Source organism: Pseudomonas fulva NBRC 16637 = DSM 17717 (assembly GCF_000730565.1).
GTDB classification, from domain to species: domain Bacteria; phylum Pseudomonadota; class Gammaproteobacteria; order Pseudomonadales; family Pseudomonadaceae; genus Aquipseudomonas; species Aquipseudomonas fulva.
In genome coordinates this window covers 98,120-120,250 of the sequence record NZ_BBIQ01000005.1, presented here as the reverse complement: position 1 = coordinate 120,250, position 22,131 = coordinate 98,120, and the positions used below count along the sequence as shown (strand labels likewise).

At 61.5% G+C, this 22,131-nt stretch carries 28 protein-coding genes; 8 read left to right on the top strand and 20 right to left on the bottom strand.

The genetic code is table 11. The annotated features are described in order from the left end of the window. Window positions 1–17: 17 nt before the first annotated feature. The 4 genes from PFU01S_RS07370 to ribBA all read right to left on the bottom strand — a co-directional run bounded on the left by PFU01S_RS07370 (window position 18) and on the right by ribBA (window position 4,077). On the bottom strand, window positions 18–827 hold the full coding sequence (locus PFU01S_RS07370; protein ID WP_023536057.1) for an ABC transporter permease: 810 nt from the start codon (window positions 825–827) through the stop codon (window positions 18–20). A gap of 5 nt (window positions 828–832) precedes the next feature. Then, window positions 833–1,750, bottom strand: a complete 918-nt coding sequence (locus PFU01S_RS07365) for an ABC transporter permease (protein WP_027914685.1) — start codon at window positions 1,748–1,750, stop codon at window positions 833–835. Next, window positions 1,747–2,772, bottom strand: coding sequence for an ABC transporter substrate-binding protein (locus PFU01S_RS07360; protein ID WP_028686975.1), 1,026 nt, complete (start codon window positions 2,770–2,772; stop codon window positions 1,747–1,749). Before PFU01S_RS07360 ends, PFU01S_RS07365 begins: the two co-directional genes overlap by 4 nt. A 186-nt stretch (window positions 2,773–2,958) precedes the next feature. Next, window positions 2,959–4,077 (bottom strand): bifunctional 3,4-dihydroxy-2-butanone-4-phosphate synthase/GTP cyclohydrolase II, encoded by a 1,119-nt coding sequence (gene ribBA / locus PFU01S_RS07355; RefSeq protein WP_028686976.1) that lies wholly within the window; start codon window positions 4,075–4,077, stop codon window positions 2,959–2,961. A gap of 76 nt (window positions 4,078–4,153) precedes the next feature. On the opposite strand from ribBA, the gene PFU01S_RS07350 reads away from it, so the two are divergent. From PFU01S_RS07350 to PFU01S_RS07330, 5 genes are all read left to right on the top strand, one after another. After that, the gene (locus PFU01S_RS07350; RefSeq protein WP_027914688.1) at window positions 4,154–4,447 is read left to right on the top strand and encodes a DUF1330 domain-containing protein; all 294 of its coding nucleotides are present in this window, start codon (window positions 4,154–4,156) and stop codon (window positions 4,445–4,447) included. A gap of 48 nt (window positions 4,448–4,495) precedes the next feature. Continuing rightward, entirely contained in the window at window positions 4,496–4,897 is a 402-nt protein-coding gene (locus tag PFU01S_RS07345; protein ID WP_027914689.1) for a hypothetical protein, read from the top strand. 134 nt (window positions 4,898–5,031) lie between these two features. Further along, complete coding sequence (locus PFU01S_RS07340) at window positions 5,032–5,253, top strand: MbtH family protein (protein WP_028686977.1); 222 nt, start codon at window positions 5,032–5,034, stop codon at window positions 5,251–5,253. Beyond that, on the top strand, window positions 5,250–5,969 hold the full coding sequence (locus tag PFU01S_RS07335) for a thioesterase II family protein (protein ID WP_028686978.1): 720 nt from the start codon (window positions 5,250–5,252) through the stop codon (window positions 5,967–5,969). The genes PFU01S_RS07340 and PFU01S_RS07335 overlap by 4 nt, the downstream gene beginning before the upstream one ends. A 112-nt stretch (window positions 5,970–6,081) precedes the next feature. Further along, window positions 6,082–7,152 carry a DUF1615 domain-containing protein gene (locus tag PFU01S_RS07330; protein ID WP_165919251.1) on the top strand — a complete coding sequence of 357 codons (1,071 nt, stop codon included), beginning with the start codon at window positions 6,082–6,084 and terminating at the stop codon, window positions 7,150–7,152. 63 nt (window positions 7,153–7,215) lie between these two features. On the opposite strand, the gene PFU01S_RS07325 is transcribed toward PFU01S_RS07330, so the two are convergent. From PFU01S_RS07325 to PFU01S_RS07285, 9 genes are all read right to left on the bottom strand, one after another. Continuing rightward, entirely contained in the window at window positions 7,216–8,079 is an 864-nt protein-coding gene (locus PFU01S_RS07325) for a metal ABC transporter solute-binding protein, Zn/Mn family (RefSeq protein WP_028686980.1), read from the bottom strand. After that, complete coding sequence (locus tag PFU01S_RS07320; RefSeq protein ID WP_027914694.1) at window positions 8,076–8,975, bottom strand: metal ABC transporter permease; 900 nt, start codon at window positions 8,973–8,975, stop codon at window positions 8,076–8,078. The genes PFU01S_RS07325 and PFU01S_RS07320 overlap by 4 nt, the downstream gene beginning before the upstream one ends. Then, window positions 8,975–9,721, bottom strand: coding sequence for a metal ABC transporter ATP-binding protein (locus tag PFU01S_RS07315; RefSeq protein ID WP_027914695.1), 747 nt, complete (start codon window positions 9,719–9,721; stop codon window positions 8,975–8,977). Before PFU01S_RS07315 ends, PFU01S_RS07320 begins: the two co-directional genes overlap by 1 nt. After that, window positions 9,718–10,620 carry a metal ABC transporter substrate-binding protein gene (locus PFU01S_RS07310; protein ID WP_027914696.1) on the bottom strand — a complete coding sequence of 301 codons (903 nt, stop codon included), beginning with the start codon at window positions 10,618–10,620 and terminating at the stop codon, window positions 9,718–9,720. The genes PFU01S_RS07315 and PFU01S_RS07310 overlap by 4 nt, the downstream gene beginning before the upstream one ends. A gap of 17 nt (window positions 10,621–10,637) precedes the next feature. Continuing rightward, window positions 10,638–11,207 (bottom strand): DUF6162 family protein, encoded by a 570-nt coding sequence (locus PFU01S_RS07305; RefSeq protein ID WP_028686981.1) that lies wholly within the window; start codon window positions 11,205–11,207, stop codon window positions 10,638–10,640. Continuing rightward, window positions 11,204–11,524, bottom strand: a complete 321-nt coding sequence (locus tag PFU01S_RS07300; RefSeq protein ID WP_027914698.1) for a hypothetical protein — start codon at window positions 11,522–11,524, stop codon at window positions 11,204–11,206. Before PFU01S_RS07300 ends, PFU01S_RS07305 begins: the two co-directional genes overlap by 4 nt. After that, entirely contained in the window at window positions 11,521–12,060 is a 540-nt protein-coding gene (locus PFU01S_RS07295) for a PA2404 family protein (RefSeq protein WP_027914699.1), read from the bottom strand. The genes PFU01S_RS07300 and PFU01S_RS07295 overlap by 4 nt, the downstream gene beginning before the upstream one ends. Beyond that, window positions 12,057–13,250: a PepSY-associated TM helix domain-containing protein gene (locus PFU01S_RS07290; RefSeq protein WP_027914700.1), complete on the bottom strand. Its 1,194-nt coding sequence runs from the start codon at window positions 13,248–13,250 to the stop codon at window positions 12,057–12,059. The genes PFU01S_RS07295 and PFU01S_RS07290 overlap by 4 nt, the downstream gene beginning before the upstream one ends. A 166-nt stretch (window positions 13,251–13,416) precedes the next feature. Then, the gene (locus tag PFU01S_RS07285) at window positions 13,417–14,751 is read right to left on the bottom strand and encodes a lysine N(6)-hydroxylase/L-ornithine N(5)-oxygenase family protein (protein ID WP_028686982.1); all 1,335 of its coding nucleotides are present in this window, start codon (window positions 14,749–14,751) and stop codon (window positions 13,417–13,419) included. A 165-nt stretch (window positions 14,752–14,916) separates the two neighbouring features. Between PFU01S_RS07285 and PFU01S_RS07280 the strand changes: the two genes are divergently transcribed. Beyond that, window positions 14,917–15,363, top strand: a complete 447-nt coding sequence (locus tag PFU01S_RS07280; RefSeq protein ID WP_027914702.1) for a hypothetical protein — start codon at window positions 14,917–14,919, stop codon at window positions 15,361–15,363. Between the two features lie 24 nt (window positions 15,364–15,387). Here the strand turns inward: PFU01S_RS07280 and pbpG are convergent, their stop codons facing one another. Continuing rightward, window positions 15,388–16,317, bottom strand: coding sequence for a D-alanyl-D-alanine endopeptidase (pbpG, locus tag PFU01S_RS07275; protein WP_027914703.1), 930 nt, complete (start codon window positions 16,315–16,317; stop codon window positions 15,388–15,390). A gap of 288 nt (window positions 16,318–16,605) precedes the next feature. On the opposite strand from pbpG, the gene PFU01S_RS07270 reads away from it, so the two are divergent. Next, entirely contained in the window at window positions 16,606–16,788 is a 183-nt protein-coding gene (locus tag PFU01S_RS07270) for a hypothetical protein (RefSeq protein ID WP_134325423.1), read from the top strand. Between the two features lie 72 nt (window positions 16,789–16,860). On the opposite strand, the gene PFU01S_RS07265 is transcribed toward PFU01S_RS07270, so the two are convergent. The 4 genes from PFU01S_RS07265 to PFU01S_RS07250 all read right to left on the bottom strand — a co-directional run bounded on the left by PFU01S_RS07265 (window position 16,861) and on the right by PFU01S_RS07250 (window position 19,886). After that, complete coding sequence (locus PFU01S_RS07265; protein WP_028686983.1) at window positions 16,861–17,739, bottom strand: DMT family transporter; 879 nt, start codon at window positions 17,737–17,739, stop codon at window positions 16,861–16,863. A 128-nt stretch (window positions 17,740–17,867) separates the two neighbouring features. Continuing rightward, a complete protein-coding gene (locus PFU01S_RS07260; RefSeq protein WP_027914706.1) occupies window positions 17,868–18,245 on the bottom strand; it encodes a response regulator in 378 nt (125 codons plus the stop codon). A gap of 166 nt (window positions 18,246–18,411) precedes the next feature. After that, window positions 18,412–19,527, bottom strand: coding sequence for a sensor histidine kinase (locus PFU01S_RS21690; protein WP_028686984.1), 1,116 nt, complete (start codon window positions 19,525–19,527; stop codon window positions 18,412–18,414). A 176-nt stretch (window positions 19,528–19,703) separates the two neighbouring features. After that, complete coding sequence (locus tag PFU01S_RS07250) at window positions 19,704–19,886, bottom strand: hypothetical protein (RefSeq protein WP_027914707.1); 183 nt, start codon at window positions 19,884–19,886, stop codon at window positions 19,704–19,706. 216 nt (window positions 19,887–20,102) lie between these two features. Here PFU01S_RS07250 and PFU01S_RS07245 point away from each other — a divergent pair, with 216 nt between their 5' ends. Next, window positions 20,103–20,924 carry a shikimate 5-dehydrogenase gene (locus tag PFU01S_RS07245; RefSeq protein ID WP_028686985.1) on the top strand — a complete coding sequence of 274 codons (822 nt, stop codon included), beginning with the start codon at window positions 20,103–20,105 and terminating at the stop codon, window positions 20,922–20,924. A gap of 60 nt (window positions 20,925–20,984) precedes the next feature. On the opposite strand, the gene PFU01S_RS07240 is transcribed toward PFU01S_RS07245, so the two are convergent. Both PFU01S_RS07240 and gloA read right to left on the bottom strand, forming a co-directional pair. After that, on the bottom strand, window positions 20,985–21,227 hold the full coding sequence (locus PFU01S_RS07240; protein WP_027914709.1) for a hypothetical protein: 243 nt from the start codon (window positions 21,225–21,227) through the stop codon (window positions 20,985–20,987). Window positions 21,228–21,320: 93 nt separating this feature from the next. Then, window positions 21,321–21,848, bottom strand: a complete 528-nt coding sequence (gene gloA, locus PFU01S_RS07235; protein WP_028686986.1) for a lactoylglutathione lyase — start codon at window positions 21,846–21,848, stop codon at window positions 21,321–21,323. Between the last annotated feature and the right edge of the window lie 283 nt (window positions 21,849–22,131).

Genomic DNA, 22,131 nt, shown 5'->3' with positions numbered 1-22,131 from the left:
GGTTAATCTCCGCGCGCTCAGGCGTTGGTTTCGGCACGCCGGCGCAGGGCGGCGGCAAGGAACATCACAAGCAGCGACAGACCGATCAGCAAGGTCGATGCCACGGCGATTACCGGGCTGAGGTCCTGGCGCAGGGTGGTCCACATCTTTACCGGCAGTGTCTGCAGGTCGGGGCTGGCCATCATCACGCTCAGCACCACTTCGTCCCAGGACACCAGAAACGCGAACAACCCGCCGGCGATCATCCCAGGCCGGATGGCCGGGAAAGTCACCTTGAAGATGGCCTGCAGGCGCGAGGCGCCGCAGATGACGGCGGCGTCTTCGATTGACTGGTCAAACAGCTTCAGGGAATTGATGATGGAGATGATGGTGAAGGGCAGGGCGACGATCACGTGGCTCACCACGAAGGCGAACAAAGTCCCGGTGTAGCCCAGCTTGAGGAACAAGGCGTATACCGCCACGGCGATGATCACCAGGGGCACGATCATGGGCATGGTGAACAAACCGTACAGCAGTTCGCGCCCCGGGAAGCGCCCCCGTACCAAGGCAAAGGCCGTGGGCAGGCCCAGCAGCACTGCCGCAACGGTGGTGAGCACGGCGACCTTTAGGCTGGCCAGGGCCGCGTCCATCCACTCAGGGTTGGAGAAAAACTGCCCGTACCATTTGAACGTCCAGCCCGGCGGCGGAAACACCAGCCATTGGGATGAGCCGAACGACAGTAGCACGATGAAGACCACCGGCAGCAGCAGGAAGGCAGCAATCACGCCGGTGGTCAAGTACAGGCCGGTGCGAAGCGGCCGGCCCATGGCGTTGGGAGACAAGAGCATGTGGTTTACCTCGCAGTGCCAACCGGGGATTCCGGCTGCAGCTTCAGGTACAGGTAGAACAGCACCAGGGTGATGACCACCAGCAAGGCGGCTGCCGCGCTGGCCAGGCCCCAATTGAGGAACGACTGCACCTGCTGGATGATGAATTCAGGCAGCATCATGTTCTGCGCCCCGCCCAGTAGCGCCGGGGTGACGTAGTACCCCAGCGACATGACGAACACCATCAACGCCCCGGAGAACAGCCCCGACCGGCACAGCGGCAGAAACACTTTCCAGAAATTGGTCCACGGGCTGGCACCGCACACCGAGCCTGCCTGCAGCACCATCGGGTCGATGGCATGCATGGTTGCCTGCAGCGGCAGCACGATGAACGGGATCATGATGTAGCTCATGCCGATCACCACGCCTGTGAGGTTGTGCACCATCTCAAGTGGGCTATCGATGATGCCCATGGCCATCAGCATTTTGTTGATGACCCCCGAGCTTTGAAGCAGCACCAGCCAGGAGTAAGTGCGTGCGAGCAAGCTGGTCCACATCGACAGCAGTACGATGTTCAGCAGCCACCGGCCCCAGCCCTTGGGCACCAGCGTGATCGCCCAGGCCAGCGGAAAGCCCAGCAGTACGCTGATCAGCGTTACCAGCCCGGCCACCGAAAAGGTGTTGAACAACACCCGGGCATAGGCCGAGTTGGCGAACAGCTGTTCATAGTTGCCAAGGCCAGGCGTGGGCTCGAGCACGCCGCGCAGTAACAGGCCAACCAACGGTGCGAAGAAAAACAGGCCCAGGAACAGCAGGGCTGGCAGCAGGTTGCGGCTGCCCTTCCAGCGCTGGCTCAGGGAGGCGCGCCGTGGCCCGGCCCCTGGAGCACCGGTGCCCGAAGGGGCACCTTGGGCGTTATGCAGGGCATTGATCGCGACTTTCATTTGACCAGCCACTCATTCCAGCGGGCGGCAATGGCCTGGCCGTTCTTGGCCCAGTAGGCAAAGTCCAGGGTAACCTGATCCCGCGCATAGGCAGTCGGCAGGTTCGGGGCCAGGTCCTTGTCCAGCTTGGCGAGGCTGTCGGTATTGACCGGGGCGTAGGCCGTCTTGTTTGCAAACTCGGCCTGGCCTTCGGCGCTGCTGGCATTGGCCAGGAACTTCATGGCCGCATCCTTGTTCTTCGCGCCTTTGGGTACGACCAGGAAATCGGCCATGACCAGGTTCTGTTTCCAGCTCACCCCTACAGGCGCGCCGTCTTGTTGCAGGGCGTAGACGCGGCCATTCCAGAACTGGCCGAGGGAGGCTTCACCGGAGGCCAGCAGCTGTTGCGACTGCGCACCGCCGCCCCACCAGACGATGTCCTGCTTGATGGTGTCGAGCTTCTTGAAGGCGCGATCCAGGTCCAGCGGGTAGAGCTTGTCCGGTGCTACGCCATCGGCCAGCAGCGCCAGTTCCAGCACACCTGGGCTTGGCCATTTGTAGAGGGCGCGCTTGCCGGGATAGGTCTTGGTGTCGAACAGCGCGGTCCAGTCGGTTGGCTTGCTGGCACCGAGCTTGCCTTCGTTGTAGCCGAGCACGAAGGAGAAGAAGAACGAACCCACGCCATGATCGGAAACGAAGCGCGGGTCAATCTTGTCGCGCTGGATCTGGGAAAAGTCCAGAGGTTCGAGCAGGCCTTCGCTGGCAGCACGCAGGGCAAAGTCAGCCTCGACGTCGACCACGTCCCACTGCACGTTGCCGCTTTCGACCATGGCCTTGAGCTTGCCGTAGTCGGTCGGGCCGTCTTGCACCACCTTGATGCCGGTAGCCTTGCTGAACGGGGTTGCCCACGCTTGTTTCTGAGCATCCTGGGTCGTTCCGCCCCAGCTTACGAAATTCAGGCTCTCAGCCGCCTGAGTGGCCTGGCAGGCCAATGTCAGGAGGCTGGCCGACAGCACTGCGGTTACACGTTTGCTCAACAGCATGATTACGCCCTCGTTGCTTTTTGTTATTCGAGGCAGGGCTTGTGGTGCGCCCGCCAACAGTATTCGGGGAGCAGCGGTAGACAAATTCAAGGTCTACGGAATGTCATATTATGGTATTCCAAACTTTTCGCAAGTAGCAGCAGGCTACCGGCCATCATTTGGTCGATGGCCATGCAGGCTGCGCGATCAGCCAGCCATTGGCTCGAACGGTACGCTCTGCACCACTTCCAGCTCGTAGCCCGCCAAGCCTGCATACTTCAAGGGCGGACCCAAATGACGAAGCTTGCCCACGCCCAAGTCTTGAAGTATTTGCGCACCAGTGCCGACCTCCGAATACACCTTCGACTGCCCGCGCCGGTAGGGGCGCCGGGGTTGGGTCAATTGCGGCACACGTTCGAGCAGCGCCTGGGAGGACTCATGGTTGGCCAGGATCACGACCACGCCTGCGCCTTCCTCAGCCACTTTCTGCAGTGCCGCCCACAACGTCCAGTTGGCCGGGCCCGCCCACTCGGCGCCGACCAGGTCGCGCAGCGGATCGATCACGTGCACCCTCACCAGCGTAGGCGTCTCACGGCGCAGTTGGCCCATGACCATGGCCATGTGCACGCCGCCGTCGACACGGTCCTCATAGGTGACCAGGCGGAAGGTGCCATGCACCGTGGGCAGCTCACGCTCCCCGATGCGCTTGACGGTCTGCTCGGTACTCAGCCGGTAGTGGATGAGGTCGGCAATGGTGCCGATCTTGATGCCGTGGCGGGCCGCGAAGGCTTCAAGCTCGGGCCGACGGGCCATGGTGCCGTCGTCGTTGAGCACCTCGACGATGACCGACGCCGGGCTCAAGCCTGCCAGGCGAGCCAGGTCACAGCCGGCCTCGGTGTGCCCTGCGCGGGTGAGAACACCGCCTTCGCGGGCGCGCAACGGGAAAATATGCCCAGGCTGCACCAGGTCTTCCGGGCGCGCATCGGCGGCCATGGCAGCTGCCACGGTGCGTGCGCGATCGGCGGCGGAGATGCCCGTGGTGACGCCGGTCGCGGCCTCGATCGAGACGGTGAAGGCGGTGCTGAACATGCTGCCATTGGCCGGAACCATCTGTTCCAGGCCCAGGCGCTGGCAGTGCTCATCCGTCAGCGTCAGGCAGATCAGGCCACGGGCTTGCTTGGCCATGAAGTTGATGGCCTGTGCGTCGCAGTATTCGGCGGCGATCAGCAGGTCGCCTTCGTTCTCACGATCTTCGTCGTCCACCAACAAGACCATCTTGCCTTGCCGATAATCCTGGAGAATTTCATCGATGCTGTTGAAAGGCATGTCGAGTGCTCGTGCTGAGAGTTATTGTTTATGGTATACCATCATACACAAAAGCCCCCACGCAGGAGACAAGCGGATGAAGGCCTATTGGATTGCCCATGTGGATGTGACCGACCCGGTTCAATACCAGCAGTACACTCAGCGTGCCCCGGCAGCCTTCCAGGCCTACGGTGGGCGCTTTCTGGCCAGGGGAGGGCGCAGTGAGGCCTTGGAAGGGCGGCCTACGCCCCAACGCAGCGTGGTGATCGAGTTCGACTCCTATGACCAGGCCGTGGCCTGCTATCGATCCGACCTTTACCAGCAAGCCTGCGGCCTGCGCCAAGGTGCGGCGTGCGCCGAGGTGATCATCGTCGAGGGCGTCGCGCCATGACACCACCGGGCGTAGCACGGGTGCCGCAATCCTGGCTATGCTTGGGCAATGACCAACTCTGTACCATTGCGCCAACCTTGCCCGCCCGGTGCGTGCATCTGCGGTCGCGATCAGCTGGCCACCGAGTGCGAGCCTGCTCGGCGCATCCTGCTGCTGACCCGGCAGGAAGAAAAGCGCCTGCTCGAACGCCTGGAGAACCTTCAGGACATCGAGGATCTCTATCGTCTGCAACGTCGGCTATATGACAACCTGGGCATCCGGCTGCATATCGCACCGGGCCATCATGAAGTGCGCACCATGCGCGGGATCGTCATCGAGCTGGACGATCAGCCTGGGTTGTGCCGCAAGACGCGCCAGGCCATACCGGCGGCCATACGCAAGGGGCTCGAACGAAATCCGCAGGTTGCCTTCCGCCTGCTCGACACCCACGACCTGTTGCGCGACACCTGACCGAACCGGCCCCACATCCCCAGGCCGGCTCGGCATTGCCTGGTCGCCTAATTTTTTCCACACCCTGCACGTCTACTTGAAAGTTCCCCTGCGCCGCGCGCGCAGTGGCAATCCCACTCAAGGAGGCAGGCAACATGACTTCAGTTTTCGACCGTGAAGACATCCAGTTCCAGGTCGTGGTCAACCACGAAGAACAGTATTCGATCTGGCCGGAATACAAGGCGATCCCCGAGGGCTGGCGGGCGGTGGGCAAAGCAGGGCTGAAAAAGGACTGCCTGGCCTACATCGATGAGGTGTGGACCGACATGCGTCCGCTCAGCCTGCGTCAGAAAATGGCTGAAGCTGGCGCACAGTGACGGTGATCAATCTCCTGTGCCTGCCGTATTCGGGGGCCAGTGCGATGGTGTACAGCCGGTGGCGCCGCGCGCTACCGGCGTGGTTGCAGGTTAGGCCAGTGGAATTGCCAGGCCGCGGCGCACGCATGGCCGAGGCGTTGCACACCGACATGCAGGCGCTGGCCCGACAGCTGGCCCAGGAGCAGCGCCTGACGACCAGTACGCCTTATGCCTTGCTCGGCCACAGCCTGGGCGCGCTGCTGGCCTTCGAACTGGCCCATGAACTGCAGGCGCTTGGTTGCCAGCCACCGCTGGCGCTGTTCGCCTGCGGCACTGCTGCGCCTACCCGCCGGGAAGACTATGACGGCAGGCACTGGCGCGAGCCGAAGTCCGACACCGAGCTGATCGATGAATTGCGTGAGCTGCAAGGCACGCCAGAGCAGGTGCTTGCCAATGATGAACTGATGAGCCTGACACTGCCGATCCTGCGCGCTGACTTTCTGCTGTGCGGGACCTACGCGTATCGCCAGCGGCCCGCGCTTCGCTGCCCGTTGCACGTACTGGGTGGCGAAGATGATCGGGCCAGCGACGAGCAGCTACGGGCCTGGCAGCACGAAACCCAGGGCTCGTTTTCGCTGCAGGTGTTCCCTGGCGGTCACTTCTTCATCCATGACCACGAGCCAGGCGTGCTGGCGGCATTGACCAGCGCCCTGGAACCGCTGCGCCTGACGGGTTGATTGACGTCTCGCCCAGGGTCGGCGAGGCTAGGGGCTTTGAACCTCCAGGACAGACCATGCTGATCGATCTCTCTGCGCGCCCGTTGGCAGGAGCCCACCTCTGAACGGGCGCATGCTGGCCGCAGCCGTTCTGGCCCTGGCCGTATTGCAAGGGTGTACGGGGCGCCGAGCGTCCGTACCCCAAGCCGACCCTGCGCAGGTGCACGCCGAGCTGATGCGGTTGTTGCCCGCCAAGGCTGGCGACCGGGCCGGCTGGGCCGCTGATATCCAGAAGGCGTTCCAGGCCCAAGGTATCGAGCCTTCAAAGCGAAACCTGTGCGCGGTACTGGCTGTGACCGAGCAGGAGTCCACCTTCAACGCCGACCCCCAGGTGCCCCAGCTGGGCCGTATCGCGCGCGAGGAAATCAATCGGCGGGCTGCCCGTGTGCATGTGCCTAGAATGCTGGTCGACGGCGCGCTGCAAACCCCGTCTGGCAATGGCAAGACCTACGCACAGCGCTTGCAGGCAGTGCGCACCGAGAAGCAATTGAGCGAACTGTATGATGAGGTGATCGCGCGGGTGCCATTGGGCCGTACCTTGCTGGGGGGGCTCAACCCGGTACATACCGGCGGCCCGATGCAGGTGAGCATCGACTTTGCCGAGAAACACGCGCAAGCCTATCCCTACGCACGCGAGGGTAGCGTGCGCCAGGAAGTGTTCACGCGCCGCGGTGGCCTGTATTTCGGGATTGCGCATCTATTGGGCTATCCCGCCAACTACGAGCGTCAGCTCTATCGGTTCGCTGACTTCAACGCTGGCTGGTACGCCAGCCGTAATGCGGCGTTTCAGGCGGCGCTCAGCCAGGTCACCGGGATAGATCTGGCGCTGGACGGTGACCTGATTGCGCCTGGGTCGATCATGCCCGGCACCACAGAAAGGGCAGCACGTCAGCTGGGTCGGCAGTTGGGCCTGCGCAACCCGCAGATTCGCAGTCAGCTGGAGCAGGGCACCGAACTGGATTTCGAAGAGACTCGGCTGTACCGGGAGGTGTTTGCCCTGGCCGATGCCAGGGCCGGCCGTGCATTGCCGCGGGCCGTGCTGCCGGGCATCGAGCTCAAGAGCCCGAAGATCACCCGCAAGCTGACCACTGCCTGGTTTGCCGAGCGGGTGGATGGGCGCTATGAGCAGTGTATGAGTCGTTGAGTAAGTGCGGGTCTGCTCTTCTTATTCGGCCCTTATGCTCCACACAGGTACTGCGCTACCCCTTCAGCCTTGGCCTAATGCCTCGACGATCAGATCAACGCTGCTCTTCAAGCCTGCCAGCGTGTCGTCGGTATCGCTCTGCACGACAACCAGCTTCGCGCCGCTGTCTTTGATGACCTGCGCCACGGCGGCCTCTGGTTGCCGATGATCCAGGACCAGGGCCACGTCCTGGTTTTTGAGGTTGTCGGCCAAGGCTTTGAGCGCAGCGGCATCCCACTCGGTGGGCAGCGGCTGGTCCACCAGGTCCAGGTTCAATCCGCTGGCCAAGTAACCCAGCCGCTCCGAAAGGCTGACGGTGGTCAGGTTTTCCACCTTGGCCAGACGCGTCTGGCTATCGGCGGCCAGCGCCAACACTTGCTGCTTGAAGCCGGCAAGGTTGGTTTTTATGCGTGCCTTGTCCGCAGGTGACAGCCGCTCCAGATCATTGGCCACGACATCGGCCATGCGGCCCAGGTTGGTGGGGCTGAGCCATGGGTAGCCGGCGTAGGCATCAGCCCCCGTCACGGCGATGCCTGGCAATGCACCATCGACGGGGCGAGCGGCGTCGATTTCCACGATGCGGATATTGCTGCGCCGCGCCACCGGATAAAGCGGATCGTCTCGCCAGATCGAACGCACGCCGATCACAGCGTCAGCCTGCTGGGCCGCCTTGTGCAGGCTGGCTTCGCCACGACCACTGAAATATGACGGCTGGCGGCTGGCGGGCAAATTCGCCGGCGCAGCGCGTTTGAGCTCAACCGAAGTGCCTTCGAGCAAGGTGTTGGCCAGGCTGTGGGTCACCGGCAGGGTGGTCAGCACCTGGGTGGCCGAGGCCAGGGACGGCAGGCTGGTAAGGGCGACGGCCAGACACAGGCGTTTGAGGTTCATGCCGGGTTTCCTTGCAGACGTGGGACGAGCGCGCGGGCCAGGGCGGCCAGGGCGAAGCAGAGGCCAGCGACCAGAATGATCGCGGCGCCGGACGGTACAGGCAGGTCGAAGACAATGGGCAGCAGAATGCCGAACAGGGTGCTCAGGGTAGCGATGAACACCGAGATGAAGAAAAAGCCTTTCAATGACTGGCTGACCAGGCGCGCGGCAGCCGCGGGGATGACCAGTAACGCGCCCACCAGAATCGCACCGATTACTTTGACCGCGGCCACCGTGACCAAGGTCACCAGCACCACGAACAGGTAGTCCAGGGTTTTGACCGCCACCCCGCGTACAGCAGCCAGTTGCGGATTGAAGCTGGCCAGCATGATGCGGTTGTACAGCGGCAGCGCCAAGGCCAGCACCAGCACGGCGACGATTCCCAACACGACCAGGTCCTGACCGCTCACGGTCAACACCGAACCGAACAGCACGTTTTCCAGAATGTGCACGTTGATCCTGCCGGCCAGCATCAGCAGCAGGCTGGCGCCTAGCGCCAATGACACCGACAGGAACACGCCAATCAGCGTGTCGGGCGACAAGCCGGTGCGATTGCGCAGGAAATTCAGCAGGATGCCGAACAGCAGGCAATAGCCGAACAGACTGCCGTAGGGTCCAGTATAGGGTTCGCCCAACAGGATGCCGATGGCCACGCCAGTCAGCGCCGCGTGGCCGACCGCTTCGGAGAAGAAGGCAAAGCGCTTGACCACCACCAATGTGCCAAGGCCACCGAGCACCGGCCCGATCATCAACCCTGCCAGCAGCGCATTGACGACGAAGCCGTAGGCCAGCGCTTCGGGCAAGTAGCCTTGAACGGCCCACTGCTGCACCAGTTCACGGAAGGATTCGAAACTCATCAGGCAAGGCTCTCGCTGCGCGGATGGACGGAGAACAGCCCGAGCAGACGCTCAGGGGTGAGAGCCTGGGCAGGCGGTGCATCGAACAGCACGCGGCGGCTCAGGCCGGTTACCCGGTCAGCCAGCCGCAGCACGGCTTCAAGGTCATGCTCGATCCACAAGACAGTGGTGCCGGAGCGACGCCAGCTGGCCAGCAAGTGCTCGAACACACGAATACCCGCTTCGTCCAGTGCCGACATGGGTTCGTCCAGTACTAGTAGTTGCGGTTCGGGAATCAGCCCTTGCGCCAGTAGCACCCGCTGACGCTCACCGCCCGACAGTGCCCCCATGCGCCGCTTGCGCTTGTCGAGCATGCCGACGTGGGTCAGGGCCGCCTCGATGGCCGGCTGGACACGCTTGGACAACCCTAGGAAGGCGGGCTGGCGCTGGCACATGGCAGCCATGAAGTCGTCCACGGTCATGGGCAAGCCGCGGTCGAACTCCAGCGCCTGAGGCACGTAGCCGATCACCTCCCGCTCGCTGGGCCAGTGCATAGCCAATCGGCCCTGATGAGGCATCTGCCCCAGCAGTGTCTTGATCAGCGAGCTCTTGCCGCCCCCATTGGGTCCGACGATGGCATGCACCGAGCCGGCCGCGACGCTGAAACTGACCTGTTCGAGAATGCGCGTACGGCCCAGTTCGAGGTTGACCGCCTCGAACTCGATGCGAGGTCCACAAACCGGCAGCACCTGAGTGGCGGCGGTCATGCGCGGTTCTCCTCGATGGCGCGCACCACTGTGTCGAGGTTGCGCTTCATTTCGACCTCATACTTGTCCTTGGTGTATTCGCCGTAGGAAATATGCGTCAACGGGTACAAGCGCACGCCGGATTCACGCTGGATCGTTTCCACATAGGCCGAGGGGAAGTCCATTTCCGAGAAGATGACGCGCACATCCAGCGCTTTGAGTTGGTCGATGGTTTTCTTCAGCTGAGCGGGACTGGGCTCGATGCCATGGGCAGGCTCCACCACGGCGGTGACTTCCAGGCCAAAATCACGCACCAGATAATCGTAGGCAGCATGGATCGTGGCCACCCGGAAGGTGGCACCAGGCGCTTGGCTCACCTTGGCCAAGGCCTCTGCACGCAGGGCACGCAGACGCTTGGCATAGGCCCGCGCATTTTGCGTGTAGAGTTTCGCGTTTTCCGGGTCCAGCTTGCCCAGCTCCCGGGCAATGTTATTGACCTGCGCAATGGTGGTGCTGATGGACAGGAATGTATGCGGATTGACGACCTTACCAGCGCCGCGTGCGGCAATGCCGGTTGCCGCGAGCAGAGGCACGTTCTGGTTCGATTCGATGGTGGCGATGTTCGGTTTTTCGCTGGCCGCGATCATGCGGTCGGCGAAGTCGTCATGACCGACGCCGTTGAGCACGACCACATCGAGCGTGCCGATGCGCTTGATGTCCTCGGCGCGAGGCTCGTAGGCATGCGGGTTGAAGCCAGCCGGAATCAACGGCACCACCTCGGCTTTGTCGCCAACGATGTTGCTCACATAGCTGTAGTAAGGGTGCAGGGTGATGCCGATACGCAGCGGTTTGCCGGCGTCGGCCAGGGCAAAGGCGGGTAGGGCGCAGGCCAGGAGCAGGGCGAGGGCGGAGCGAAGCATGGAACATTCCTTTGGAGTCAGTGACGGTGTTCGCGGGTGACACCGGCGTCGTAGTGGCTGACGACCTGGCGCCAGCCGGCGGCGATCAGGCTTGCCGGGGCAAGGTCATCGACCGATGAGCTGGGGCTGGCTCTAAGGAGCCAGACCTCGGCCTCGGCGCCAGCTTCGGCGGGCAGGATCATCAGCAGGTCGCCGGCGATTTCCGGCGCCTGGCTGCGGCCCAGGTAGGCGCCGTCGGCCAGCAACGACCAGTGGTGATCGCCACGGCCCTGGCTACCGGCATCAACGACGAAAGGCGGCAGACCCTCGGCCGCCAGTGTTTGCACGTCGGGCACGGCGCCCTCTTCCTCGCGAAGGTACTGGATTTCGTCGAAGGCCACCCGCAGGTCGGTGTAGAGGCCTTGCTCAGCCGGCGTCAGGTCCCGCCGAGCGTCAATTTGATGGCTGGCGATCGGCTGATCGTCCACACGCTCCCCACGCACCAGCACGACGCTGGCTGCCAGGGCTACGATCAATGCACTGACCATCAGCACATACAGCGTTTCATGCCCGGCGCCGGCCGGGCGAATCACCTGAACCCGGCTCATGGTTGCGAAATGTCGGCGTAGTCGACTTCGACCACATGGCCAGGGCCTGCGTCGAACAACACGTAGAATTCACCATCCGGGCGCTTGAAGGTGAGGGTGGAGTCATCCCCGAGCTTGCCGCCGACCAGCACCTGTTCGTCGTAGCCGATCACGTCCAGGGTTACACCAGGTGCACCGCTACCGTCAGAAAAGCCGCCAGTGCATTTGATCTGACTGCCTGGCACTTCCTCACATTCACACATGGGGTTGTGTGCCATGGCAGCCGTCGCGGTCAACAGCAGTGATGGGAGCATGAGCCTACGCATGAGGTGTTTCATTTGTTGCCTCCTTGTTTCTTGAGCCAGGCCACGGTGGCTGGCGATGCCTGGGCCAAGGGCACCGAGGCTTGATGCATGCTGCCGTCCCAGCCTTCAAGGGTGATCCACACTTGGGCATCTGGCCGAGTACGCGGCGCAATTGGAAGGGAGGTACCCATGTGGTAGGGGGCCCCGAAGAAAATGGTGCCGGCGGCGCGCAGGCTGCGCGGCTTGCCGATGCGCAGGTAGGTGGCTTTCACCTCTTGGGCGCAGCCTTTGCAGAGCGAGGCATTGAACACCTTGAAGTAGCCGGCCGGACCATCGGCCTGGGGCACTTCGTCACGCATTTCAGCCAGGTCCAGGCTGTAGGGCCCTACTTTGATATCACGTATCACGTTCGCGCCCAGCCCGGCTTCGCCGCGAAACAGCTTGGCGTCGGCAAAGTACTGGGGCATGAAGCCCAGCGGGATCAGGACCAGCAGAATGTTCAGGTGAAACCGCCACTTCAACCAGATCTGCTTCAATGGCCGTTGCTCAAGGGTGTGTGCCTGGCTCATGGTTGGGTCTCCAGGGTAGGCTCGCGCTGTGCGACGCGCGGGGCGCGCTCGCTGCGCTTGAGGGCAGCGGCGGTAGCCTGGGCGGTGCGCTTGGTCCAGATGAGCAGGCCGCTGAACACCATCAAGGTCAATACCAGGCCGAAGAAGAACCACACCAGTTTGATCGGCAGCCCGCCGAAGTCGCCGGTGTGCAGCGGACGCATGGATTCGGTGACGAACTCCAGGGGCGTGCGGTCGCTGATGCGGAACTGGCTGTCGACCTGGCGGGTGTAGGGGTTGACCGAGGCATTCTGGAACATCAACGGGTACCACCCCGGCCCCGAAAGGCTGATATGGCTGTACGCCGTGGCGGGCAATATCACGAAGCTGACCTCAAGGCCCGGTACCGCTTGCCCGGCAATGCGCACGGCTTCGTCCAGGTCGATGCGTGGTGCCGGGGTGCCGTCGGTGGTCTGCGGCACGTCCTCGCGTGCAATCACCGGCACGATGGGGCGTGTGGAAATCGTGACGTGGTTATCGCCCAGAATGGCCTGGATCAGGAACCAGGTACCGGTAATGGAAATGACAGCGATGAACCAGATGGACCAGACGCCGGCCAGGCGATGCACGTCCCCCCAGAAAATCCGCGAGCCGTGACCGGTGCGCACCGGCTTGAAGAACCCCCTCCAGAATTTCTTGTACACCACCAGCCCTGTGACCAGGGACGCCAGCATGGGCAGGCCCAGTAGTGAAACAAGGTACCAGCCCCAGCTGTAACCGTTGGTGAATGGCACCAGCCACCACCCATGCAAGGCGCGGGTGAAGGCTTCGAAGTCGAAGTCGGGCGTCTTGCCCTGGATGGCCCCGGTGTAGGGGTTTACATACAGCGTGGGGCTGGTGCCGTCGGGCAGGGTAACGTTGGCAATGACCGCGAAGTGCGAGCCGTCGGGCTGGCGAAGCATGTCCACGATCATCTCGGGCTCGGCCTTGTGCAGCGCATCGAGCACTTGCTGGAAACTCAGGCGGTCCACGTCGGCATCGGGCTTGTTGGCGCGCACCGCAGGGTCGGCCAGCCATACGATTTCCTGGCTGACCACCGCGAGCATGCCGGTGAAACACACGATCAGGACAAAGAACCAGATCGGCAGCGCGAGCCAGCTGTGGACCAGGAACCAGAGCCTGGACTTGGATTTTTTCGGAGTTTTGGCCATCAGACGATCTTCACAATAAGGGGTCGAGCTTAAGCCCAACCCTGGAGAGCTGTATTGATAAGGACGAATGAGAATCGAAATTCCGTCGATCTAAATGCAAGGAAATGTTTCAGGCTGAGGAGCCGGCCCCCGCACCTGAAACGGGGGGGCGGTGGCGAAGCGTCTGTCAGGCGCGGGACAGGACCGCTTCTGGCAGTGGCAGGGTGCGCAACGATGGCAGGTCTTGATAGAGCGCACGGCCAATCTCGGCGGCCCGCGAGGGCAGAACCGACAGCAGCGTGTCGCTCAGACCATGGCTGTTCTCGCAGAAGCCTTGCAGGTACACCGACGCCTTGAGGTCGGGGCTGGTCAGTACGCGGTAGTTGCGATCGACGTTGAAGTCCTCCAGGTAGCCAGCCAGGGGGGCCAGCAAGTCGCGGTGCGAACGGCGCTCGTAGCCGGTGGCCAGGATGACGGCATCGTAGCGGTGGGTCTGTTGCTGGCCGGTGGCCAGGTCGCTGAGGGTCAACTCGATGCCTTCTGAGGTGCCCACCACCGCTTCTACCTGGCGCCGGCACAGCACGTTGTGGCGGAACTGATGGGCCACTTTTTGCCGATAGAGAATGGCGTAGATGCGCTCGATCAGGTTCAGGTCGACCACCGAGTAATTGGTGTTGTGGTATTCATCGAGCAACTTGCTGCGTTGATCGGCCGGTTCGTTGTAGACCAGGTCGGTGTAGTCGGGTGCGAAAATCTCGTTGACGAACGGGCTGTCGTCGGCTGGCTTGAGCGCCGAGGCGCGCAGGATCATGTCCACCTTCACCGACGGGTAGCTGTCGTTGAGATCGATGAACGCCTCGGCTGCGCTCTGGCCTGAGCCAATGACCGCGATGCGCATTGGTTTTCCGGCATTGCAGGGCAGCTGGCTGAGGCTGCTGAGGTAGCGGGAATGGTGGAACACGCGCGGGTCGTTCTTGAAGGCCGCGAACGTTTCCGGAATCTTCGGTGTTCCGCCGCTGCCCACCACGACCGAACGGGCCCTGCGGGTGTATTCCCGGCCTTCGGCATCACGGGACACCAGGCGCAGGTGCTCGACGCGGCCTTGGGTGATTTCAGGTTCGATACGCAGCACTTCTTCACCGTATACCGCCTGGGTCGCGAAATGTTCGGCAGCCCAGCGCAGGTAGTCGTTGTATTCCAGTCGGCAGGGATAGAAGGTGCCCAGGTTGATGAAGTCGGCCAGGCGCTGTTTCTGGTGCAGGTAGTTGACGAAGCTGTAGGGGCTGGTGGGGTTGCGCAGGGACACCAGGTCCTTGAGGAAGGAGATCTGCAACTCGCTCTGGGTGGCGAGGGTTTCACCGTGCCAGCGATAGTCCTGCTGCTTCTCGATAAATAGCGCGTCAAGGGCGCGCCCCTGGCTTTCGGCCAGCTCTTCGAGGGCGATTGCCAGCGCAAGGTTGGACGGGCCGAAGCCTACGCCGATCAGATCTTTGATGGTTTCCTGCTGTGTGGCTTGGGTCATGGCCGCGATTCCATAAGGTCGATGTGGACGCTCACCGGTGATCCGGCTACCGCGCTGGTACATCTTCTGGAACGAGCCAACCGACAGGGAATTTAGCAGGGCTCAAGACAAGCCCATTTGTGCCGATAAATGGGGCACGGACCGGTTTTGGAGCAAGGAATCATCATGGTCGCAATCAACTCGAGCAATCTGTTGATCAACGGCGTCTCAGCCCAGACGCTGAGCGTTGACGCTGCCGCCGAGCGTGAACGGCGTGTGCAGGCGGGCGAAGCGCCCGGCCCGTTGAGCATCACCAGTGACAGCCTCAACGCCACGGCTACGGGCCAGGCACAATCTGCCCAGAGCGACGACAGCGACGAGCCAGAGGCCGTCAAGCAGCTGCGCGAGTTGATCAAGACGTTGCAGAAACAGCTGGCAGAGGAGCAGAAACAACTTTCAGCGCTGATGAACAGCGACATGGAAGAGACCGCGAAGATGGCTGCCATCAGCACCAAGCAAAGCAGCATTGCCACGCTCAGCAGCCAGATCATCGCGGCCTCGGCACAGTTGCTTGAACTGTTGCAGCAAAGCGGTGGTGGCAGTGCCGGTGGCCTGGTCAGCACCCGTGCCTAGCCGGCGCTGACCAAGCCGAGAGGGTCAATCGGCGGCCAACCGCGCTTTGTTGTGACGATCGGCCTTGTACTGCATGGCCACCGCTGGGGCTGGCTTGGCCGCGCCCGTCTCAAGCCACTGGCGCATACGGCTGGCATCGGCGAAGTGGGTGTACTTGCCGAATGCATCGAGAATGACCATGGCGACCGGACGGTTGTCCATGCGTGTCAACAGTACCAAGCAGTGTCCAGCCTCGTTGGTGAAGCCGGTCTTGGTCAGCTTGATGTCCCAGTTGCTCTTGTTCACCAGGTGATCAGTGTTGCGAAACCCGAGTGTGTAATTGGGTTTGCTGAACGCTACGGTTTTCTCACGGGTGGTCGACAACGTACTCAACAGAGGGTACTTGCGCGACGCCATCAACAGCTTGGTCAGGTCGCGGGCAGTGGAGACGTTCTGAGTCGAAAGACCGGTGGGTTCGATGTAGCGGGTATGGCTCATGCCCAGGCTGCGTGCCTTGGCGTTCATCGCCTTGATGAAAGCCGGGTAACCGCCAGGGTAGTGGTTGGCCAGGGTGGTTGCGGCGCGGTTTTCCGAGGACATCAGGGTGATCAGCAACGTCTCGCGTCGGTTCAACTGGCTGCCGAGCCGAACCCTAGAGTAGACGCCTTTCATGTCCGGGTTGTTGGCAATGGTCATGGTCAGCATTTCGTCCATGGGCAGCTTGGCATCGAGCACGACCATGGCCGTCATCAGTTTGGTCACCGACGCAATGGGCAGCACGCGGTCAGGGTGACTGGCGTACAGCTCCTTGTTGGTGTTGAGGTCGATCAACAAGGCGCTGCCGGAGGCCAAGTGCAGCTTGGCGGGGTCACGTTGCAACTGGGCAGCGGGCTGTGCAGCGACAGCGCCGGTAATAGGGGTCAGGGTACCTGTGAGCAACAACACAAGGCTGAGGGTGGACAGGATCGTTTTCACGTTGAGGCTCACTAAAGAGGGCTATGTCGTTGGCATTGCGAGGGTTTTCCCCAAGCCGGCGCATTCTGGAGTATGGCTCAAGCCGTGTCGATTGCCTTATCACCAATGGGCGTAAGGTGAAGGAAATTTAATCCTGCGGGTACGGCTTCAGCGCGTTGAGTAGGCCAACTCCCCATCCTTTGGTCGTCCCCTCTCACTGAACCGCTTGGGCTGATTTACTGATTCGAGGTGAACTCCGTGTGACTCGGCCCTGTCACCTTTGAACATACGGAGGATCCAGGCATGGTTGTGAAATTGAGAACGTATCGCGGAGATGACATCCCGGAGTGGTACCAGCGTGACGATCTCGATGAACTCTACGAGGTCGAGGACCAGGAGGGGAGTGTGCAATTGCTCGAAGATGATGAAGATGCAGTGAAGCTCGTCGTAGACCTTACCTATGAAGATGAAACGGCCCCCAAGCCAGAGTGATGGGAAGCAAATGAAGCCTCGCAGCGGGCCCAGCCCCTACGGGCCTGCTGGCACTTTCGGGTCGTAAAATACCTATGCCCTGCGCCAGGCACGCGAGGCGATGCGCGTGAGTCGCAGCTCGGTGATGGCCAACCCGACCAATATCAAGCCTGCGCCGGCCAGACGCTCGGCAGGCAAACGATCACCGGCAAGGAAGTAGCCGAACAGGCCGCCGAAAATTGGCTCGCATATGAGTATCAATGCAACCTTTTCCGGGGGCAACACCGCTTGGGCACGGTTCTGGATGGCGTAAGCCAAGGCTGTTGCCAGCAGCGCCAATACCAGGAGGGTGGTGGTGACAGGTAGCGTGGTGGGTACGAAGAACTCGTTGTTCGACCAACTCCATATCAGCGACAGCACGCCGACGACGCTTAATTGAATCGAAGCCGATGCCAAAGCGAGCGCAGGCGTGGTGAACGTCGATACCATCACGATATGCAACGCGAAGCACACGGCACACCCCAGCACCAGCAAATCGCCGTAGTGCAGGGTAAATCCATCCAGGCTTAGCAGGCCGAGCCCGACTACCGCGATACCGGTTCCGACCCCTTGCTTCAGGCTGGGGCGACCCTTGCCCATGAGGTAGATCAGCACCGGCGTGAACACAGTACACAGGCCCGTGATGAAACCGGCATTGGAGGGCGTCGTCAGGGCAGTACCGGAGGTCTGCAGCGAAAAAGCCAAAAACAGCACGACCCCGGCCAAGCCAGCACTCAACCAAGTGCGTGGGCCCATCAGTCGAAACGAGCGAATCGAGAAGGGGAGCAGCGCCAATGCGGCCAGGCTGAACATCCACGCATTCAAGGTGGAGGCAGCCATGATGCTCAGCGTGTCGTGCTTGGCCACGAAGCTCCAACCCCATACCGCGGTGACAGCCAGAAGCGAAATCGACCAGAGGGTGTTTTTAGACATGACGAATCCTTGGGCAGGCATTTATACCGAATGCCTTGCCGAGAAATGTCTGTCAGCGGTACCTAAAAACGCAAAGATAAAGCGTTGCCTGCCCACTGGCAATTACCAGGTTGGTAAAGCCCTGCGGCCTAGTTGTCGGATGAGTGGTCCGTACCGGTGCACCCTACCAGCAGCATGATCATCGCCTCGATCGACCACGGCTTGGCAATGAATGCAGCGGTGGGTGGTAATGGCACGTCGAGCCTACTGTGCCCGCCACTGGTCACGATCACAGGCAAGCGCGGCCATTTTTCGTAAGCCGTCCAGGCCAGATCCCAGCCATCGGAAAGCCCCGGTGTGCGCACGTCGGTCACCACCGCCGCCCAGGGCTGCTTATCGAGTTGGCGAATACCCTCTTCGGCGGTATCCACAGAGACGACCGTCGCGCCTGTATCTTCTATGATCATGGCCAAGAATTCCCGCAGGGCAGGCTCGTCCTCGACCACTAAGATCCGTTTTCCCTTCATGAGCGCAGACCATCGTTTCCATCATGTGCTTCCGAGGGCTAGGTCAGCAGCGCGTTGCTTCGAATGGATAGGCGGTGCAGTTTGTACAGCTATTGGCTTGAAACTCGACTGTTGTACAACAGTGGCATGCATGCCATCACCGGTTTCAGCGGCTCGTTCAGGCCGTTCAGCAGATGTGTTTGCCTAGCTTCTGGGTAAACGGGGCGGTGATCTGGCAACTGAATCCAGCCGGCTGGTAGTTGAACGTCACCTTGCCGTTGAACGCGTTGCGTAAGCTGCCTTGCATCATCACAGTGCCATAGCCTCGCCTGGTGGGCGGCGCAACCACTGGGCCGCCGGATTCATGCCAGTTGAAGGTGAAATGAGGCGGTGAGTCCGTCTGCTCTTCAATCTGCCAACTGAAGGCCACAACGCCGCCGTATTGTGAAAAGGCTCCATATTTCACGGCGTTTGTCGCCAACTCGTGCAGGACCAACGCCAGTGCAGAAGCCGCCTCGGGCGCCAGGATTATGTACGGCCTGCTTTTGTCGTCGTGCATGTCCGTCACATAGGGGGCCAAGGTTTCAGTCACCAGGCTGTGCAAGCTGATTGGGGTCTTCGCAAGCGCCAGCGTGTGAGCCTTCTGCATCGTCACCAGGCGGTTTTGCAGAACACTGCGGAACTCGGTGATTTCTGGATGATGCTTCGCAGTCAGGATGGCGACAGCGCCAAGGGTACTGAACAGGTTGCGCATACGATGATCAAGCTCGGTCACGAGTATCGCGGTCGCTTCCTGGGTACGGCTGTAGGCGCAGAGCTGCGCGCACAAACGCAAGGCGCTGGGCATCTGTGCGCGAAAAGCCTCGGTAATCGGGCGTTGTGGGTCGTAGATCAGGGCGATGGTGCCTTGTACGGCGCCGTCCTTGTCCCGGGCCGGAAACGACGTCAATGCTTTGAGTCCATACTCATGAAACAAGCCCTTCCAGGCTGCTGCGAAACGTGGATCGTTAGCCACGTCAGGCACATCAATGGCCGCGCCGCTGAGAATGGCCAGGCCGCATGAGCCGCGGTTTGTCGAAATGGGATTGCCAGTGAGCTTGCTGCTGAACGCTTCAGGCAGGCTCGGAAAGACAGAGTGCCTGAAGGTTTTGCCTGGATGGTCCAGGATATTGATGCCGACGTGACTGCCCGGCAGTTGCGCAGCCAGTGCAGTGACGAAGGCGCTCAGCAAAGGGAGGATGGATTCACCGTTGGCCATGATCTCGATGGCCTCGTCCCGAAAGCTGTCGACCAGTGCCGTCATGAGCCAGGAAGCCTTGCAGGGAATGGCAACGACGTCTCCTTGGACGAAGTGTCTCGGTGTTTTGAAACGGCAAGGTTACAGCGTTTCGCGGATGCGCGCAGCCTGGCGAGTGACAGGGCACTTAAAAAAAAGCCCGCACGATGGCGGGCAACAGGGAGCAGCACTAAATGTTCGTGTCAGGCGAGTAGGCTGAGGGGTTGCAGCTGTTCGATCAGGGCGCGCGCACTGGCCAGGCTCGGCATCGGCCCGCTGACCGGCTCGCCATTACTGACCAGGTACCAGCAAGCCAGCAGGCCCTGATTGCGCAAGGAGGCCGGTACTGCCGAGCCGATCACGGACATGATCTCGATAGTGGCCATCTACAGCCCTCCGCTAAGACATGGCGTTACTGTACCGACGCCATGGGCGGGACTGAAATCAATGTGCTCAATAGTGCTTATCAGTTTTGCCTAATGTGCTTGCGTCATTGTGCATGGTCGATTCGTAGGGCGTTGCGAGCAGCCTCGAGTCGGTATGCGTGGGGCATCCGCTCTGCTAGGCTCACTCACCGTCTGTACACCGCAAAAGGATCGTGTATGTCCCTTATACCCAGCCGGGATACCGTGCTGTGCATTTCCCTGGCAGGCCGTCCAGGGACCTTCGGTGTCCGCTTCCACAACCACCTCTATGAGCAGCTTGGCCTGGATTTCTATTACAAGGCCATGCGCACCGATGACTTGCCGGCTGCTGTAGCGGGCATCCGGGCGCTTGGCATTCGTGGTTGTGGTGTCTCGATGCCGTACAAGGAAGCGTGCATGGCGTTGGTCGATGAAATTGACCCCTCGGCTGCGGCAATCGACTCCGTCAACACCTTGGTCAATACCGAGGGCCACCTCAAAGCCTATAACACTGACTACCTGGCAGTCCGGCAGTTGCTGACGCAGCACAAGGTGGACCCGGCCACGGCGTTCGCCTTGCGCGGCAGCGGTGGCATGGCCAAGGCGGTGGCCAGTGCGTTGCGTGACGCAGGTTTTGGCGAAGGCATGATTGTCGCCCGTAACGAGCAGGCCGGGCGGGGACTGGCCGATGTGTGCGGCTACCGCTGGCTGCCCGAACTTGGCGACCTTTGCCCACCAATGCTGATCAACGTCACCCCGGTGGGCATGGCAGGTGGGCCAGAGGCGCAGCAGCTGGCGTTCAGCGAGATGGCAATTGCTGCGTCCGAGTGCGTATTCGATGTCGTGGCCATGCCCGCGCAAACACCGCTGATCAAGCACGCAGAGCAGCTCGGCAAGCGGGTGATCACCGGGCTTGAAGTCATCGCACTGCAAGCGTTGGAGCAATTTGTCCTGTACACCGGGATCAGGCCAACGGCTGAACAGGTACAAGCTGCCGTGACCTACGCGCGTCAAGGCTGAGCCAGCTGCAGACCCTGCGGCATGCAGCGACCAGCAAGCAGGGTCGGGTCGCTGCGGCGATCAGCGCACCTGGGTGACTTGATCCAACTGCTTGTCAACCAGCGCACGGCCATACGCCAGCGACACATGCTGGGCATTGTCCAAGTCGCTGAAGAACTTCATGGGCATCGATAGCCGGCGGCTGACATGGCCGTCGGGCGCTGTGATTAGGCAGCCTGCCGCAAAGGGGAGCGGCGAGTCAGGATGAGGCATGACGCTGGCGGTGATGACGTGCTTGCGGTATTCACACTGGAGCGATTGCATGATCGGTACCTCGCTGTGGCAATGAAGCCTCTACTTCATATACCACAGCAAAGGGTATGCGGGCGGTCACCCGACAAGCGTGGCCTGTGAGCCTTAGGCTTTCACCTCGCCAGGCTGGATGACCTCGACCCAGTAACCATCCGGATCCTTGATGAAGGCCAGGTGGTTCATGCGCCCGTCTTGCAGGCGTTTCTGGAACGGCACGCCCAGGGCTTCGAAGCGGGCGCAGGCTTCACGTACGTCCGGCACCGAGACACAGATGTGGCCGAAGCCGCGTGGATCGGTATTGCCATCGTGGTAGGCGAAGTCGGCATCCTGTTCGGTGCCATGGTTGTGTGTGAGTTCGAGCACGCCCGGGATCGACTTCATCCACTGGTGGCGGGCATGGTCGTCCTCTGGGATCTGGGCAGGGTCGACCAGGGCCAGGAAGTACAGGCTGAAAGCAGCTTCCGGGAAATCACGCTTGTCCACCAGGCGGAAACCCAGTACGCGGGTATAGAAATCCAGCGACTTCTGGATGTCCTTGACCCGCAGCATGGTGTGGTTGAAGACGAATTGGGCAGTGGCAGCGTCAGGCTGTGCGGTGACGCCCGGAACGGTTTGCAGATCGTGCAAGCTCATGGAAACTCCTGAGACGGGGCCGGGTGCAAGGACCCGGCGAAACAGACAGGCTGCTCATGATACGGCAGTGAAACGATTGCGCAAATGAAAGCGCCCTGCTGAAGGCAGGGCGCTGGAATTAGAGGCCCGCGTGTGCGGGCGCGTGATGGGGTCGCTAGTCCGTTAGCTGTGTTGATGATGCCTATGGCGCTGTGAAAAAAGTGTGAAGCAAGTGTTGAGGTTTCATCATTGCGCCAACGCGAGCACATTCATGGCCAGTCGCCTTTTAGCGAGTGGGCGAAAT

What these genes read in the sequence shown, in the direction of transcription:
- PFU01S_RS07370 (WP_023536057.1), bottom strand. Translation starts at nt 827, where the DNA reads ATGCTCTTGTCTCCCAACGCCATGGGCCGGCCGCTTCGCACCGGCCTG.
- PFU01S_RS07365 (WP_027914685.1), bottom strand. Translation starts at nt 1,750, where the DNA reads ATGAAAGTCGCGATCAATGCCCTGCATAACGCCCAAGGTGCCCCTTCG.
- PFU01S_RS07360 (WP_028686975.1), bottom strand. Translation starts at nt 2,772, where the DNA reads ATGCTGTTGAGCAAACGTGTAACCGCAGTGCTGTCGGCCAGCCTCCTG.
- ribBA (WP_028686976.1), bottom strand. Translation starts at nt 4,077, where the DNA reads ATGCCTTTCAACAGCATCGATGAAATTCTCCAGGATTATCGGCAAGGC.
- PFU01S_RS07350 (WP_027914688.1), top strand. Translation starts at nt 4,154, where the DNA reads ATGAAGGCCTATTGGATTGCCCATGTGGATGTGACCGACCCGGTTCAA.
- PFU01S_RS07345 (WP_027914689.1), top strand. Translation starts at nt 4,496, where the DNA reads ATGACCAACTCTGTACCATTGCGCCAACCTTGCCCGCCCGGTGCGTGC.
- PFU01S_RS07340 (WP_028686977.1), top strand. Translation starts at nt 5,032, where the DNA reads ATGACTTCAGTTTTCGACCGTGAAGACATCCAGTTCCAGGTCGTGGTC.
- PFU01S_RS07330 (WP_165919251.1), top strand. Translation starts at nt 6,082, where the DNA reads ATGCTGGCCGCAGCCGTTCTGGCCCTGGCCGTATTGCAAGGGTGTACG.
- PFU01S_RS07325 (WP_028686980.1), bottom strand. Translation starts at nt 8,079, where the DNA reads ATGAACCTCAAACGCCTGTGTCTGGCCGTCGCCCTTACCAGCCTGCCG.
- PFU01S_RS07320 (WP_027914694.1), bottom strand. Translation starts at nt 8,975, where the DNA reads ATGAGTTTCGAATCCTTCCGTGAACTGGTGCAGCAGTGGGCCGTTCAA.
- PFU01S_RS07315 (WP_027914695.1), bottom strand. Translation starts at nt 9,721, where the DNA reads ATGACCGCCGCCACTCAGGTGCTGCCGGTTTGTGGACCTCGCATCGAG.
- PFU01S_RS07310 (WP_027914696.1), bottom strand. Translation starts at nt 10,620, where the DNA reads ATGCTTCGCTCCGCCCTCGCCCTGCTCCTGGCCTGCGCCCTACCCGCC.
- PFU01S_RS07305 (WP_028686981.1), bottom strand. Translation starts at nt 11,207, where the DNA reads ATGAGCCGGGTTCAGGTGATTCGCCCGGCCGGCGCCGGGCATGAAACG.
- PFU01S_RS07300 (WP_027914698.1), bottom strand. Translation starts at nt 11,524, where the DNA reads ATGAAACACCTCATGCGTAGGCTCATGCTCCCATCACTGCTGTTGACC.
- PFU01S_RS07295 (WP_027914699.1), bottom strand. Translation starts at nt 12,060, where the DNA reads ATGAGCCAGGCACACACCCTTGAGCAACGGCCATTGAAGCAGATCTGG.
- PFU01S_RS07290 (WP_027914700.1), bottom strand. Translation starts at nt 13,250, where the DNA reads ATGGCCAAAACTCCGAAAAAATCCAAGTCCAGGCTCTGGTTCCTGGTC.
- PFU01S_RS07285 (WP_028686982.1), bottom strand. Translation starts at nt 14,751, where the DNA reads ATGACCCAAGCCACACAGCAGGAAACCATCAAAGATCTGATCGGCGTA.
- PFU01S_RS07280 (WP_027914702.1), top strand. Translation starts at nt 14,917, where the DNA reads ATGGTCGCAATCAACTCGAGCAATCTGTTGATCAACGGCGTCTCAGCC.
- PFU01S_RS07265 (WP_028686983.1), bottom strand. Translation starts at nt 17,739, where the DNA reads ATGTCTAAAAACACCCTCTGGTCGATTTCGCTTCTGGCTGTCACCGCG.
- PFU01S_RS07260 (WP_027914706.1), bottom strand. Translation starts at nt 18,245, where the DNA reads ATGAAGGGAAAACGGATCTTAGTGGTCGAGGACGAGCCTGCCCTGCGG.
- PFU01S_RS21690 (WP_028686984.1), bottom strand. Translation starts at nt 19,527, where the DNA reads ATGACGGCACTGGTCGACAGCTTTCGGGACGAGGCCATCGAGATCATG.
- PFU01S_RS07250 (WP_027914707.1), bottom strand. Translation starts at nt 19,886, where the DNA reads ATGGCCACTATCGAGATCATGTCCGTGATCGGCTCGGCAGTACCGGCC.
- PFU01S_RS07245 (WP_028686985.1), top strand. Translation starts at nt 20,103, where the DNA reads ATGTCCCTTATACCCAGCCGGGATACCGTGCTGTGCATTTCCCTGGCA.
- PFU01S_RS07240 (WP_027914709.1), bottom strand. Translation starts at nt 21,227, where the DNA reads ATGCAATCGCTCCAGTGTGAATACCGCAAGCACGTCATCACCGCCAGC.
- gloA (WP_028686986.1), bottom strand. Translation starts at nt 21,848, where the DNA reads ATGAGCTTGCACGATCTGCAAACCGTTCCGGGCGTCACCGCACAGCCT.